Genomic DNA, 15,334 nt, shown 5'->3' with positions numbered 1-15,334 from the left:
CATGTCAAAAGGAAGATTCGGCATCCATGGCGGACAGTACATCCCGGAAACACTGATGAACGCCGTTCTGGAGCTTGAGGAAGCATACAACCATTACAAAAACGACCCGGAATTCAACCGTGAGCTCACAGAGCTTCTGAATGAATATGCAGGAAGACCATCCCGTCTTTACTATGCGGCACATATGACCGAGGACCTTGGCGGAGCTAAGATCTATCTGAAACGGGAGGATCTGAACCACACAGGAGCTCACAAGATCAACAACGTACTCGGTCAGGTGCTCCTGGCGAAAAAAATGGGCAAGACACGTGTGATCGCTGAGACAGGAGCCGGACAGCATGGTGTTGCAACTGCAACCGCAGCAGCTTTGATGGGGATGGAATGTGAAGTTTTCATGGGAAAAGAAGACACGGAACGTCAGGCCCTGAATGTTTACAAGATGCGTCTCCTCGGAGCAAAAGTCCATGCAGTCACAAGCGGGACCGCAACCTTAAAGGATGCTGTTTCGGAGACCATGCGTGAGTGGACAAACCGTATTGCAGATACCCATTATGTACTGGGATCTGTTATGGGACCGCACCCGTTCCCAACTATCGTACGTGATTTTCAGGCAGTGATCTCCAGGGAGATCAAAGAACAGATGCTGGAAAAAGAGGGCAGGCTTCCGGATGTTGTCCTGGCCTGTGTGGGCGGCGGCTCCAATGCTATCGGAACCTTCTACAATTTCATTGAGGACAAAGACGTTCGTCTCATCGGCTGTGAGGCAGCAGGACGTGGCGTAAATACTGCGGAAACTGCGGCAACCATCGCAACCGGTCGTCTCGGAATCTTCCATGGTATGAAATCCTACTTCTGCCAGGATGAGTACGGACAGATCGCACCTGTATACTCCATCTCCGCAGGTCTTGATTATCCGGGTGTAGGTCCGGAGCATGCACACCTTTATGATATCGGAAGAGCAGAGTACGTGCCTGTTACAGATGACGAAGCAGTAGATGCTTTTGAATATCTTTCCAGAACAGAAGGAATTATTCCTGCAATCGAAAGTGCTCATGCAGTGGCTTATGCGAAAAAGATCGCACCGACACTTGGAAAGGACAAGATCATGGTAGTTACTGTTTCAGGACGTGGAGATAAGGACTGTGCGGCAATCGCCCGCTACAGAGGGGAGGATATTCATGAGTAGAATTACAGAAGCATTTGCAAACGGAAAAGCATTTATTCCTTTTTTGACCTGCGGAGATCCGTCTCTGGAGGTAACAGAGCAACTGGTTTATGCAATGGAAGAAGCAGGAGCAGATCTGATCGAGCTTGGAATCCCGTTCTCAGATCCTACTGCAGAGGGACCTGTGATCCAGGAAGCCAATGTTCGAGCACTTGCAGGCGGCGTGACTACAGATAAAGTTTTTGCAATGGTAGAAAAAATCCGTAAAAACACAAAAATTCCAATGGTATTTATGACCTACGCAAACGTAGTATTTTCTTACGGAACAGAGCGTTTTATCAGGAAAGCAGCAGAAGTTGGAATGGATGGACTGATCCTTCCGGATGTTCCGTTAGAGGAAAAAGAAGAGTTTGATGTTGTGTGCAAACAGTACGGCCTTGATTTGATCTCCCTGATTGCACCGACCTCCCATGAGCGGATCGCCATGATCGCAAAAGAGGCGGAAGGTTTTGTTTACTGCGTATCTTCCCTTGGGGTAACAGGAATGCGTACCAGCATTACCACAGATATCGGAGCTATGGTGAAGCTGGTAAAAGCCCAGAAAGATATTCCATGTGCAGTAGGATTCGGAATCTCCACACCGGAGCAGGCGAAAAAGATGGCGGACCAGTCGGACGGTGCCATTGTAGGATCTGCCATTGTGAAGCTTTGTGGTGCCTACGGCAAAGACTGCGTGCCGAAGGTGAAGGCTTATGTGAAAGAGATGAAGGATGCGATCAGATAAATTTCCGGCTGAAATCGTAACACAGATCACAAAGTGTAATAAAAATCTGCTTTATCCAAAAAAAGGGTAAAGCAGATTTTTTTCGTGCTGAGCAGATTTCGGAGAAATTACAGAAAATATCTACTTGACAGTTAGAGACCAGGTGATAGATGATATAAAAAAAGGTGAGGAGGAAATTGGGGATGAATCGGGAGGAAGCAAAGGAAAAAGCAGAAGTGCTGGTTGCCAGAATGACGCTGGAGGAAAAAGCCAGTCAGTTAAGGTATGATGCACCTGTAATAAAAAGACTGGGAATTCCGGCATATAACTGGTGGAATGAGGGACTTCACGGTGTTGCCAGAGCAGGGCAGGCAACGGTTTTTCCACAGGCGATCGGAATGGCGGCAACTTTTGATAGGAAAAGTGTGGCAGAGATGGCCGGTATCGTGGCAACAGAGGGCAGAGCAAAGTATAATGCATATTCCGTAAACGGTGACAGAGATATTTATAAGGGATTGACGTTCTGGTCTCCTAATGTCAATATTTTTCGTGATCCACGATGGGGTAGAGGCCATGAAACTTATGGGGAAGATCCGTATCTTACAAAAGAACTTGGAGTTTCCTTTGTAAAAGCACTTCAGGGAAATGGGGATACAATGAAGGCAGCAGCCTGTGCCAAACATTTTGCAGTACATTCCGGGCCGGAGGCACTCCGTCATGAATTTGATGCGGAAGCATCCGCAAAAGATATGGAAGAAACGTATCTGCCGGCATTTGAAGGTCTGGTAAAAGAAGCGAAAGTAGAAGCGGTTATGGGAGCTTATAACCGGACAAACGGGGAACCCTGCTGCGGAAGTCCCGCATTACAGAAAAAACTCAGAGGCGAATGGAAATTTCAGGGGCATTTTGTATCAGACTGCTGGGCGATCCGTGATTTTCACGAACACCATATGGTAACGGATACAGCCGTTGAATCTGCAGCACTGGCTATTAATAATGGTTGTGACCTGAATTGTGGAAATACCTATCTTCACATTATGAAAGCATACGAAAAAGGGCTTGTCACAGAGGAAACCATAACCCAGGCAGCAGTGCGGCTTTTTACTACAAGGTATCTGCTGGGCTTGTTTGATGGAAGCGAATATGACAATATCTCCTACCTGGAGGTGGAATCTCCCAGGAATCTGGCTGCAGCGGAGAAAGCAGCGGAAAAAAGTTTTGTTTTGCTGAAAAATAACGGGATTCTTCCGCTTGATAAAGAAAAACTGAAAACAATAGGAATTATTGGACCAAATGCAGACAGCAGACAGGCGCTGATCGGTAATTATCACGGGACAGCTTCCAGGTATATTACCATACAGGAAGGTATCCAGGATTATGTGGGAGACGATGTAAGGATCCTCACTTCCAGAGGCTGTGATCTGTTCCGAGACCGGACGGAGCACCTTGCGTTTACCAGAGATCGTATTGCGGAAGCAAAGGTGGTTGCGGAAAACAGTGATGTAGTGATCTTATGCATGGGACTGGATGAGACACTGGAAGGAGAAGAGGGAGATACCGGAAACAGCTATGTATCGGGAGATAAAGAAGATATTGAACTTCCCGGAGTACAGCGGGAACTGATGGAAGCAATCGCAGACACCGGAAAACCGGTAGTATTCTGTCTGCTGGCAGGAAGTGACCTTGATCTGAAATATGCGGCAGAAAAATTTGATGCAGTCATGATGCTGTGGTATCCTGGATGCCAGGGTGGGAAGGCAGCGGCAAAGGTAATGTTTGGAGAAATCTCGCCATCAGGAAAACTTCCGGTGACATTTTATGAAAGCCTGGAAGAACTTCCGGATTTTACCGATTATTCCATGAAAGGCAGAACATATCGCTATATGGAACGAAAAGCACAGTTTCCTTTTGGATTTGGTCTGACGTACAGTAATGTGACAGTAGATAAAGCAGAGGTCAAAACATGTGGACAGAAGGTAAACGTGGAGGTAGAAGTGCGGAATAACGGCGCATATGATACAGAGGATGTTGTTCAGATCTATGTAAAAAATATCGACAGCAAAAACGCCATTCCCAATCCGATGCTGGCCGGTTTTCAGCGGATATTCCTGAAGGCGGGAGAATGCCGAAAAATAGAAATCCCAATATGGGAAAAAGCATTCACCGTAGTAGATGAAATGGGGAAACGGATGGAAGAAGGAAAGAAATTTGAAATTTATGCAGGCTGCAGCCAGCCGGATGAAAAAAGCAAAGAACTGACCGGAATCATGCCGGTAAAGATCATCTGGGAAAAATAATAAAAAAATCTAAAGTAACAGGAGGGCGATGCATCAGGCATCGCCCTCCCTTCATATCTACCGCATAAACAACCGTACCATTTTCTCATAAATCTTCCGATATTTCTGATATCTCATAGGAAGATCGATCCAGGTTTTTTTATCTACAATACTCTTATAATGAGAGAATGTTCGGAAGCCGTCGATGCCATGATAGGATCCCATACCGCTCTCACCAAAGCCGCCGAACCCCATATTGCTGGTTGCCAGATGTATGAGGACATCGTTGATACAGCCACCGCCGAAACCACATCGGGAAGTAACTTCCCGGGCATTTTTTTCATCTTCGGTGAAGATATAAAGAGCCAGCGGATGTGCCATGGAATTGATCTTTGTTACGGCACCTCCGAGAGAGTCATAGGTGAGGACCGGAAGTACCGGGCCGAAGATTTCCTGCTGCATGACCGGATCATCGAAGGTTACGTTGTCAAGAACCGTTGGCTCGATCTGAAGTGTTTCACGGCTGGAACCACCGCCGCAGACAGTTTTGGCAGGATCGATCAGACTGTTGATACGGTCGAAATGCTTTTCGTTGATGATCTTTCCGTAATTCCGGTTTTTCAGAGGTTCTTTTCCATACTGGCGTGTAATCTGCCTGCGAAGCTCTGCGATCAGGGCTTCTTTGATCTCCGGATCACAGTAGATGTAGTCCGGAGCCACGCAGGTCTGGCCGCAGTTCAGAAACTTGCCGAAGACGATACGTTTTGCCGCAAGGCGGAGATTGGCTGTTTTGTCCACGATGCAGGGGCTTTTTCCACCCAGCTCCAGAGTGACTGGTGTGAGGTATTCGGAAGCCTTTCTCATGACCTCTTTTCCCACAGACTGGCTTCCCGTGAAGAAGATGTAATCAAAGTGCAGACTGAGAAGATGTGTGTTTTCCGCACGTCCGCCTGTGACAGTTGCAACGTATTTTTCATCGAAGCATTCATGGATGAGAAGACGGATCACTTCACTTGTTGCCGGTGAGTAGGCACTTGGTTTCAGGATGACTGTGTTTCCGGCTGCAATGGCGTCTACCAGTGGTTCCATGGTGAGGAGAAACGGATAGTTCCACGGACTCATAATGAGAACCACACCGTAGGGAGATGGTTTACGGAAACTGCGGGAATGGAACTGCGCCAGCGGGGTTGGAACAGTCTGTTCCTTCGCGTAAGAGCGGATATTTTTCAGCATATGCGTGATCTCGGAGAGCACCAGTCCGGTCTCACACATATAGCTTTCGAAATTACTTTTTCCCAGATCCTTTTTCAGCGCAGCGTGGATCTGATCCTCGTATTTCCGGATGGAAGCGCGGAGACGTTTCAGGGCGCTGATGCGAAAATCAAGGTCAAGAGTTGCGCCGGAGTAGAAGTACTGGCGCTGTTTATCTAAAAGCTGGTTGATCTGTTCTTTTTCCATGGAATTATAGTCCTTTCTGAAAAAATCCTGTATTCGAAATATCGAAATCTGTTTATGCCAATGTCTGTTTTAACAATTGCCTGCCGGAGGCATCAGTCTGTAATACAGTGTCTCAAGCTCGCCGGCATCCATCAGCACAGGAACCGGGTACAGAGGATTGGCTTCTTTATCTGCGTAATGTGCAAGCTCCGGGATGTCCGTTTCCTGGATTTCCGGAATATAGTCTCCGATGCCAAAGCGTTTTTTCATATCTTTTATTGCATCAATAAACATCCGGGCAGCAGTTTTATCGTCCTCATGTTTATCGCAGAGACCGACAGCCAGAGCCAGGCTGCGAAGCTTATGGGTAATGCTGTCTCCATAGGTTTCCAGCACCATAGGAAGGATCACTGCATTGGCAAGCCCGTGTGGAACATTATATTTTCCGCCGAGGGAATGTGCAATTGCGTGGACATATCCAACGTAGGATTTTGTGAAGGCACAGCCTGCGAAATAGGAGGCGCGGAGCATATTTCGTCTTGCTTCAATATTATTGCCGTGTGTGTAGGCGGTATCCAGATTTTCAAAGATCAGTCTGACAGCATCCAGGGCATTTTTTCTCGTGCCAGGTGTAGTGGAATTTCCAATGTAGGCTTCCACTGCGTGAGTCAGGGCATCCATGCCGGTGGTAGCTGTGATAAATGGCGGAAGGCTTAAAGTCACTTTGGGGTCAAGAACTGCGTAGCGTGGGATCAGCGGAAAATCGTTGATGGCATATTTGTGCCGTGTTTCTGCATCGGTAATGACAGCAGCAAGTGTTGTTTCACTTCCTGTTCCGGCAGTCGTGGGGATGGTGATGAGAAGAGGAAGCTTTTTGTGGATCTTCAGGATTCCTTTCATCTGAGCAAGAGACTGGTGTGGCTTGGCAATGCGGGCTGCTGTGGCCTTTGCACAGTCCATACTGGAACCACCGCCGAATCCGATGATCGCCTGGCAGTCATGATCCAGATACATGTGAAGGGCTTCGTCCACATTGACGGTTGTTGGATTGGCAACGGTTTTGTCGTAGATATGGTAAGAGATGCAGCTTCGCTTCAGTGTCTGCTCCAGTCTTTCTGTAAGGCCAAGGCTTCGGATACCTGCATCTGTGATGATGAGTACATTGTTATAGTTTCTTTTTTCCAGAACTTCCGGGATCCCTTTGACACTTCCTATGATCTTCGGATTGCGGTAAGGAAGCAGTGGAAGGGCGAATTTAAAGACATTCTGGAAAATCCGGCAGTAAGCTTTTTTTAATGGATTCATGGTAGTTTTTATTCCTTTTAAAGTCAAATTATTTTATTCCAAATATTATATATAGCAGTTGAAATGGGAAAAGTCAAGCGATGAAAAATAAATCAGAGTATTAAAAAATGAGAAAATATGGTTCGAAATTAAAAAAAATTTTTTGAAAAATAAAAATATAAATAAAAATCCTGTTAAATGAGATTTCCTTGTTGATATATTAATGAAAGAGCGTATAATTATAGTACATAGCAAGATAATATATAAACAGAAAGATAAGGAAGAGGAGATGTGACATGACAAAATATATAGAAAATGTAAATGTTTATCTCTCACAGATGAAGATTAAGCAGACATATATCAGTTTGAAAACGGGAATTGATGGGAAAAAATTGTCGCGTATTCTGACTGGTGTACAGGATATAAACAGCACCGATATGGAAAAAATAGCATCTGCGTTGGGGAAAAAAATGGATTTCTTTATGAAAGATTCTTTTTTTATCCCTCAGATCAGTGATTACACACAGGAAAAAATTGCTTTTTATGCAGGAAATCCTACAGAACGTCAGAATGAAATTGCGGGAAAGCTTGAAAATCTGATGGAAAATATTGATGAAGTAATGAGTGCGAAACATCGATTTATGAATATATCAAAGGAGTAGTCCATGGATATTAAACGTCTTAGAAAGATAATCCAATATGGGGATTGTCATAAAGAAGAGATGGAAGAGAAGATAAGAAGCTTCTGTTCTTTTGCGGGAATCAGTAACGATAAAGAACTTCTTAATATTATGCAGATCGTAAGACCATCTTTTCAGAAAAAAGGATATCTTATTATAGAACTGCCTTTCTGTGATCAGGAAATAGGAGCTCTTTGTTATAAAGGAGATGCGTTGGGATATATTGTACTTAATACATCATTGCCAAAGGTAAATGTGAATTTTGCTTTGTGCCATGAACTGTATCATGTGCTTTATCAGAAAACAGATTTTCGTACAAAGGTGGAGTTTGCCAATGATGATTATTATACACATGAAGAGGAAGTTGCAGCTAATTTGTTTGCCGGAATGCTTTTGATGCCCACAAGCGGATTTCGTTTTATGTTTCAGAAATTTCATGCGGAATCTGAAAATAATGAAAGAGATACAGTATTTCGCCTGATGAATTATTATCAGGTTCCTTATATGGCTGTACTGGTCCGATGCTTTGAACTGGAACTTCTGGAAGAATCAGATATATCAAAGATGTTACTGGAAATATCTGCAGATGATATAAAGAATGGTTTTTCCAGACTATGGCTGGATGAAAGTATTTTAAATCCATCGTATAGGGATGATTACGACAAGTTGGAGTACATGGTGAAGCGATATGGTGAAGAATGTATGGAAGGAGCTTATTTAAATGAAAGAACATTAAAAAAAGTTCTTCAGAATATGAAAAGGCTCTACAGAGAAGTAAGGGGGGAATAGCAAATGGCAGAAGGCTATGTGGATAACCCCTATAATATACAAGAAATCATGCCTTGGATAATTACCGGGAAAGATCAGATCATATCAGAAATTTTTTCCAGAAAGAAATGTTGTTTTTATGATGCTTGTTCATTCCGGAGACATTCCAAGCTGAAAAAAGAAGAAGCTGGGTATTTACTGAAGCATATGAAGACTCAGGATACCGTTCTTGTAATTACGAGATGCATTTTGATGGAACTGGCTTCTCATAGTGGAATACTAAATCAGGAATATATGGAATATATAAAATACATACGGGAATATGGAATACCGGTAGTGGTTCTGTATGAAGAGGATATTTTTTTCATCATGGAGATGGTTTTTAACACGAATGCTGCGATCAATAATTATTTATGCTGGGCGGTAAGACTATTAAAAGGACCGGTCAGTACCATAACATATACCATTGAAAATAATGCCGAGATTAATAAAGAAGTTATGCAGGGGAAAAATCTCAACAGTAAAGAAATATATCGACATTTTTTTGAAACAGTACGAAAAAATAAAGAATCGGGCGATAACCTTGGTGAGGAAATACTGGCTGTTTGTCTTCATATTTTGGCAAATATTCCCGGAGAAGCAGATGAAAAGTTTTATGTTATTACGGATGATAAAGGCGCAGCTGGTAAAATAGATAATTTATTTAAACGGACAAGAATGCAGTATCGTGGGAAAGAAATCGGCATATACAGTACACCGAAATTGGTTCAGGTTTTGTTCAGAAAAGGAATTTTGACAGAAAAAGATCACATAAGAGAAATTATGAGCGCAGGAATATCGGGAAATCTTGTAGTACTGGGAATAAGAAAAAGAGATATTCGTGTAAAAGAGATTTCATCAGATGCCGAAGAACTGGCAGATATGCTTATGCAGCCAGACGGAATTGATATTATATTTTAACAGAATAACTGTTTGGCAGTTATTCTGTTATGAGCAAGTAGCGAATGCGGATTGCGAATATCCGCTTGAGTGGAATAACTGCTTGCGGTATTCACCTGAAGATCACGGAGGAAATCATGCCAGAAACAGACACATCCGAAAAAAATCCTCTTCACGTATCCGAAGTGGATGATAATTTAAAAGAATTAAGTCCTCACGGTTCCTTCGAGCTGCCGGTGGAAACCTATATGGCGAACTGTGAGATCTTTCATGCACTGTATGACCACTGGCACAGTGAGATGGAGATCATGTATATTGAAAAAGGCAGCGGCTTTGCCAGACTGAACCGGGAGAGCATCCGCCTGAAAAAGGGGGATATCCTGATCGTGAACTGTGGAGTTCTCCATAGTATGCGGACTGATCTTAAGAAGCCTCTTTATTATAAGAGTGTGGTTTTCAGCCTGGGCTTCCTTGCAGGTCAGCCGGGAGATATCTGCCAGGAATGTGTGGTATCACCATTAATAGAAAACAAGGCAGAATTCTGTCATCATATAGAAGAAGGAGATTCCGGATATGAGAAGCTTCGGGAAATTTTTCTGGAGATCCATGACTGTCATACGGAGAAGAAGCCATATTTTTATGTGAAGCTGAAAATGCTGTTCTTTGATTTCTTTTATGAGATGTTGACGAAGCATTATATTATCCCGGTAAGCACAGAGCAGAACAAGAGCCTTGCAGCAGTAAAGGAAGTGCTGGATCATATCAGCCTTCACTATCAGGAGAATCTTACCGTTTCAGAGCTTTCCGGACTTTCCAATTACAGTGAGTATTATTTTATGAAGCTTTTTCGCCAGTATACGGGAAAAACCCTGGTGGAATACATCAATGACTTCCGTATGGAGAAGGCAAAGTATCTTCTTACACATTCCGATGCACCTGTGACGGAGATTGCCATGCAGGTGGGATTTAACAGTACAAGTTATTTTATAAAGAAATTTCAGCAGTCCAATAAGATTTCACCGCATAAGTACAGGAAGAGTATGAGACAGGTCTGAGAAAGATCTCGAAGCGACCGCATATGTCACGTTTGCGTTTTAGGCAGAGCTGCAGTAAAAAGTGAAAAACAGTCTGACAAATATCTTGCATATCATGACAGGATTGTTATATTTTTGAAAAGAAATACGTGATATCCTAATAACATCAAAAAACAAAGCAAACAACCTTGTAAAAACATATTTCATCCCATCAAGATCCATGAAAGGAGATCAAAAATGGAAACATTAAGCAAAGTATTTGAAGACAAATATAACAAAAATGTAAAAGATTGTACAAACGAGGAAATCTATCACGGACTTCTCTCCTGGACAAAGGAGCAGCTGAAGGGCCGCGGCTACCAGGAAGGAAAAAAGAAAATTTATTATATTTCCGCAGAGTTCCTTATCGGTAAGCTTCTTTCCAACAACCTGATCAATCTGGGCGTTTACGATGAAGTTGCGAAATATCTTAAAGAAAACGGAAAAGAGCTTTCCATGATCGAGGAGATCGAGCCGGAGCCATCTCTCGGAAATGGCGGACTTGGCCGTCTGGCAGCTTGCTTCCTGGATTCCATCGCAACTCTGGGACTTCCGGGAGAAGGAATCGGGCTTAATTATCACCTCGGACTTTTCAAACAGGAGTTTAAGGATCATCTTCAGTTTGAGACACCGAATCCGTGGATCCAGCCGGAGAGCTGGCTTACAGATGCAGGCGTTTCCTATTACGTGCCGTTTAAGGGCTTTATGCTGAAATCCACACTGTATGATATTGACGTGGCAGGCTATGAGAACAAAGCGATCAAGCTTCGCCTTTTTGATATTGATATTGCAGATGAGAGCATTGTAGGCGAGGGAATCTCCTTTGATAAGAAGGATCTGCTCCACAACCTGACACTGTTCCTGTATCCGGATGACAGCGATGACGCAGGAAGAAAGCTTCGTATCTATCAGCAGTACTTCATGGTAAGCAATGCGGCACAGCTGATTCTGGATGAGGCAACAGCAAAAGGCTGCAATCTTCATGACCTTGCCGATTATGCAGTGATCCAGATCAACGATACACATCCGAGTATGGTAATTCCGGAACTTATCCGTCTTCTCACAGAGCGTGGGATCGAGTTTGAGGAGGCATGCGAGATCGTATCTCATGTATGCGCTTATACCAACCATACCATTCTTGCAGAGGCACTTGAGAAATGGCCGATCTCTTATCTTGAGGAGGTTGTTCCGCACCTGATGCCGATCATCCGCAAGCTGGACGAGCGTATCAAAGCAAAATATCCGCAGGAAAATCTTGCCATCATCGACAAGAACGACCTGGTCCATATGGCACATATGGACATCCACTACGGATTTTCCATCAACGGTGTTGCATCCCTTCATACCGATATCCTGAAGGAGACAGAGCTTCATCAGTTCTATGAGATCTATCCGGAGAAATTCAATAACAAGACAAATGGGATTACCTTCCGCAGATGGCTCCTTCACTGCAACCATCCGCTGACTGAGTACATCACATCCATGATCGGTGACGGCTTCCGCAAGGATTCCTTTGAGCTTGACAAGATGCTTGAATTTAAGGGAAATCAGGACGTTCTTGCCAATATCCTTAAGATCAAACAGGATGCAAAGAAGAGATGTGCGGAGTTTATTAAGGCCAACACAGGTGAGGAGATCAACACACACAGTGTTTATGATATCCAGATCAAACGTCTTCATGAGTACAAACGTCAGCAGCTGAACGCACTTTATATCATCGACCGTTACCTGAAGATCAAGGCAGGCGAGAAGCCGCAGCGCCCGGTAACCTTTATCTTCGGTGCAAAGGCAGCTCCTGCGTACGTTATCGCAAAGGATATTATCCACCTGATTCTCTGCTTACAGGAGCTTATCAACAATGATCCGGAGGTTTCTCCATACATGAAGGTTGTTATGGTGGAAAACTACAACGTAAGTGCAGCAGAGAAGCTAATCCCTGCCTGCGATATCTCCGAGCAGATTTCTCTTGCTTCTAAAGAGGCCAGCGGAACGGGAAACATGAAGTTCATGCTCAATGGTGCTGTAACACTGGGAACCATGGACGGCGCAAATGTGGAGATCAGCCAGCTGGTAGGCAAGGATAATATTTATATCTTCGGAGAGTCCAGTGAGCAGGTTATCGAACACTATGAGAAGGCAGATTACTGCTCCAGAGATTTCTATGAAAAAGACGAGCGCATCCGTCGTGCAGTAGACTTTATCGTAGGAAACAAACTTCTTTCTATTGGAAGTGAAGAGCATTTAAGAAGACTGCATCATGAGATCGTAAGCAAAGACTGGTTCATGACTCTTCTTGACTTCGAGGATTATGCGAAGGTGAAAGATCAGGCACTGTCCGATTATGAGGACAGAACCGCATGGGCAGAAAAAATGCTTGTAAACATCGGAAAAGCAGGATACTTTTCTTCAGACAGAACTATCGAGGAATACAACAGAGATATCTGGCATCTGACGGCGGAGAAATAAACTGGTTTTAGCCAGCTTACTCCGGTACGGAAGAAAATAGAAAAATAGAAAATAAAAACACCGGCATTCATCGGAAATATGTACCGGGTCTGAGCTGTCAGAGATGATCTGGCAGCCTGGACAGAACATGGTACAGATGAATGGTCGGTGTTTTTTTGTGAAATTGGTTACGAAAAATTGTTTACGGAATCAGGCAAGCGATACTTCAGGCCTTTCCATGCTTAAATGCCATCATCATTTCCTTGGTAAGACTGATATTATCACCCTCATCCGGGATTTCCTCGCGGTTGAACCAGGAGGCCATGGAGAGTTCGTTGTGGTCTACAGTGAGAGTGTCGTCGCCGTCCAGGTCACAGTAGAAGCCGAACAGGAGAGTGCCGGAGAAAGACCATGGCTGGCTCTTGTAGTAGCGGAGATTTTTGACCTTTACGCCGATCTCCTCCATAACTTCGCGGTGTACAGTTTCTTCAATAGTCTCGCCAATCTCGGCAAAACCGGCGATCATGGCATAACGTGTGTGGCTTCGTCCCTCATATTTGGAAAGGATCAGCTTATCGCCATTGGTAACGCCAACGATCACAGCCGGGGAAAGTACCGGATATTCTCCGTTTCCGCAGGAAGGACAAATCATTTTGCGCTCTGTCTTATCGTGTACCATTGGCTGGCCGCAGCAGCCACAGAAACGACGCTTGCTGTACCACTGAAAAAGCTGGTATCCGGTGATTCCGGCAAAAGCCAGATACTGAGGCTCTGCTGTGCGAAGCACACGGATGATCTCAAACTGATATCCGGGAAGAAGGCTGGTATCCAGATCCGGGATCAGATAAAAATGTTCTTCATCAACAGAGAAGAGATAGATATAATTCTCATAGAGATTTTCAACTTTTCCTTCCAGCTCTCCAAAGCTTGGAAGAGTTATAGTTTCGCCATCTTTTTTCATAAGGATATTTCCTTCTCCATAGGCGAGGATGTGGCTTTCTTTATCCGGAGCCACAGGTTTGTACTCATTGTGATAGGTATGTGGTGCGATATCCTGGATCATGATCGATAATTCCTTTCTGAATTTATTGTTTTGCAGCGTTTGCTGAGAAGTTTTGCCATATAAATACAGCACGTTTTCTACAGTATAAGCTTACCTTGAGAAAAAGGCAACTGTCCTTTTCTGTGACCTTCGCTCACAAAAAACACCTCGCGGAATATTACCAGTGAACAGCAACTGTCCTTTTGATGACCAGAAATAACAAAAAAAGTTGTATGAGTCAGAAAATCAGTGTAAGATAAATGTATTATATTGTGCAGGAGATGTGAAAGGTCTGAAAATTTTTCTGCATAGAAGGAGGAGATCATGTCAACAACAGAAAAGCCGGGACTGACCCGGGATGCCATTAAATATCTGGCAATTTTTACCATGCTTCTGAATCATATCGCCAACGTGCTTTTGCCGGAAAACACGATCCTGTGGGAAGCGTTTATAGACATTGGCTACTTCACAGCCATTACCATGTGCTATTTTCTTGTGGAAGGTTTTTACTATACACATTCCCGGAGAAAATACGGTGAAAGACTTCTGATCTTTGCCGGAATCTCCCAGGTTCCCTATATGATGGCTTTTGGGAATTCACAGCTGAATATGATCTTTACTCTGTTTATCTGTTTTATGATCCTGGTTGTTCAGGAAAGGATGATGGCAAGTAAATGGAGAATTCCACTTCTGATCCTGCTCCTTCTACTATCCATTTGTTCGGACTGGGCGATTCTGGCACCGGTTTTTACCATCTGGTTCCATGAAGGCTGGGGGAACAGGAAGAAGATGATAACAGCGTACGGAGTCGGTGCTGTCCTTTTTGTGCTGTTTAACTACAGCTCCTACGTGGAAAAAATGGCAGCCGGACCGGCAATGATCCATGCTCTGCTTTCGGCATTAGGGATCGTGGCATCAGGAATCATCATCCTATGCTTCTATAATGGCAAAAAATCCGAAAAAGCACCGAAGTTTTCCAAATGGTTTTTCTATGTTTTTTATCCGGCACATCTGCTGGTACTGAGTATAGTCCGCATTATAATATAGTAAGAGATAAAATAAAATCTTTCTAATATTTATAACCGGATAGATTGCCGAAAATAAATTTCATATCCACATAAAACATAGTAATTCTGTAAGAAAACGGAAAAATAGCGAGAAAACTCTTTCAGAAATCCAAAGAAAAACGGCTACAAAAGCCTGCATCTCATTGTGAAAGTCCCCATCTATTCTGCGGAAGGTGAACAGAAAGAACTGGTGGAAATACAGCTTCGGACCATTGCGATGGATTACTGGTCTGTGTTAGAATATGAGTTGTATTATAAAAAAAGAGACAATGCGGAAATTGAAGCAGAAAAAAAATATGCAGAAGAAATTGCGAATCTGGACTACAGAATGCTGGAATTACGAAATAAAATTGAAAAAATCCGAACAATCAGCGAATGTGAGATCAGAATGCCTG

General features: G+C 43.6%; 12 protein-coding genes and 1 pseudogene. 10 read left to right on the top strand and 3 right to left on the bottom strand.

All coding sequences use genetic code 11. The annotated features are described in order from the left end of the window. Position 1 precedes the first annotated feature (1 nt). From trpB to MUB50_RS09840, 3 genes are all read left to right on the top strand, one after another. Complete coding sequence (trpB, locus tag MUB50_RS09850) at positions 2–1,186, top strand: tryptophan synthase subunit beta (RefSeq protein WP_118624997.1); 1,185 nt, start codon at positions 2–4, stop codon at positions 1,184–1,186. Continuing rightward, positions 1,179–1,949 carry a tryptophan synthase subunit alpha gene (gene trpA / locus MUB50_RS09845; RefSeq protein ID WP_118624995.1) on the top strand — a complete coding sequence of 257 codons (771 nt, stop codon included), beginning with the start codon at positions 1,179–1,181 and terminating at the stop codon, positions 1,947–1,949. The genes trpB and trpA overlap by 8 nt, the downstream gene beginning before the upstream one ends. A 182-nt stretch (positions 1,950–2,131) precedes the next feature. Continuing rightward, positions 2,132–4,225: a glycoside hydrolase family 3 C-terminal domain-containing protein gene (locus tag MUB50_RS09840; protein ID WP_244790499.1), complete on the top strand. Its 2,094-nt coding sequence runs from the start codon at positions 2,132–2,134 to the stop codon at positions 4,223–4,225. A gap of 57 nt (positions 4,226–4,282) precedes the next feature. On the opposite strand, the gene MUB50_RS09835 is transcribed toward MUB50_RS09840, so the two are convergent. Continuing rightward, positions 4,283–5,662, bottom strand: coding sequence for an aldehyde dehydrogenase (locus MUB50_RS09835; protein ID WP_118512834.1), 1,380 nt, complete (start codon positions 5,660–5,662; stop codon positions 4,283–4,285). 69 nt (positions 5,663–5,731) lie between these two features. Continuing rightward, positions 5,732–6,946 (bottom strand): iron-containing alcohol dehydrogenase, encoded by a 1,215-nt coding sequence (locus tag MUB50_RS09830; RefSeq protein WP_118512833.1) that lies wholly within the window; start codon positions 6,944–6,946, stop codon positions 5,732–5,734. Positions 6,947–7,221: 275 nt separating this feature from the next. Here MUB50_RS09830 and MUB50_RS09825 point away from each other — a divergent pair, with 275 nt between their 5' ends. The 5 genes from MUB50_RS09825 to glgP all read left to right on the top strand — a co-directional run bounded on the left by MUB50_RS09825 (position 7,222) and on the right by glgP (position 12,851). Then, positions 7,222–7,587: a helix-turn-helix domain-containing protein gene (locus tag MUB50_RS09825; RefSeq protein WP_118512832.1), complete on the top strand. Its 366-nt coding sequence runs from the start codon at positions 7,222–7,224 to the stop codon at positions 7,585–7,587. 3 nt (positions 7,588–7,590) lie between these two features. After that, the gene (locus MUB50_RS09820; protein ID WP_118512831.1) at positions 7,591–8,394 is read left to right on the top strand and encodes an ImmA/IrrE family metallo-endopeptidase; all 804 of its coding nucleotides are present in this window, start codon (positions 7,591–7,593) and stop codon (positions 8,392–8,394) included. 3 nt (positions 8,395–8,397) lie between these two features. Beyond that, positions 8,398–9,333, top strand: coding sequence for a hypothetical protein (locus MUB50_RS09815; RefSeq protein WP_118512830.1), 936 nt, complete (start codon positions 8,398–8,400; stop codon positions 9,331–9,333). A 116-nt stretch (positions 9,334–9,449) separates the two neighbouring features. Continuing rightward, the gene (locus MUB50_RS09810) at positions 9,450–10,367 is read left to right on the top strand and encodes an AraC family transcriptional regulator (RefSeq protein ID WP_173753706.1); all 918 of its coding nucleotides are present in this window, start codon (positions 9,450–9,452) and stop codon (positions 10,365–10,367) included. 216 nt (positions 10,368–10,583) lie between these two features. Then, positions 10,584–12,851: a glycogen/starch/alpha-glucan phosphorylase gene (glgP, locus tag MUB50_RS09805; protein ID WP_118512829.1), complete on the top strand. Its 2,268-nt coding sequence runs from the start codon at positions 10,584–10,586 to the stop codon at positions 12,849–12,851. Positions 12,852–13,056: 205 nt separating this feature from the next. Here the strand turns inward: glgP and nudC are convergent, their stop codons facing one another. After that, entirely contained in the window at positions 13,057–13,893 is an 837-nt protein-coding gene (gene nudC / locus MUB50_RS09800; RefSeq protein ID WP_118624987.1) for an NAD(+) diphosphatase, read from the bottom strand. A gap of 303 nt (positions 13,894–14,196) precedes the next feature. Here nudC and MUB50_RS09795 point away from each other — a divergent pair, with 303 nt between their 5' ends. After that, positions 14,197–14,919 (top strand): TraX family protein, encoded by a 723-nt coding sequence (locus tag MUB50_RS09795; RefSeq protein WP_244790497.1) that lies wholly within the window; start codon positions 14,197–14,199, stop codon positions 14,917–14,919. A 132-nt stretch (positions 14,920–15,051) separates the two neighbouring features. Next, a pseudogene (locus tag MUB50_RS17210) lies at positions 15,052–15,192 on the top strand (GTP pyrophosphokinase); the annotation flags it as partial. Positions 15,193–15,334: the final 142 nt, after the last annotated feature.

This window comes from Blautia sp. NSJ-140 (assembly GCF_022868965.1).
In the GTDB taxonomy this organism is placed as follows: domain Bacteria; phylum Bacillota; class Clostridia; order Lachnospirales; family Lachnospiraceae; genus Blautia_A.
Note: the sequence above shows the minus strand (reverse complement) of the source record. Positions and strands in the feature narration are given on the sequence as shown.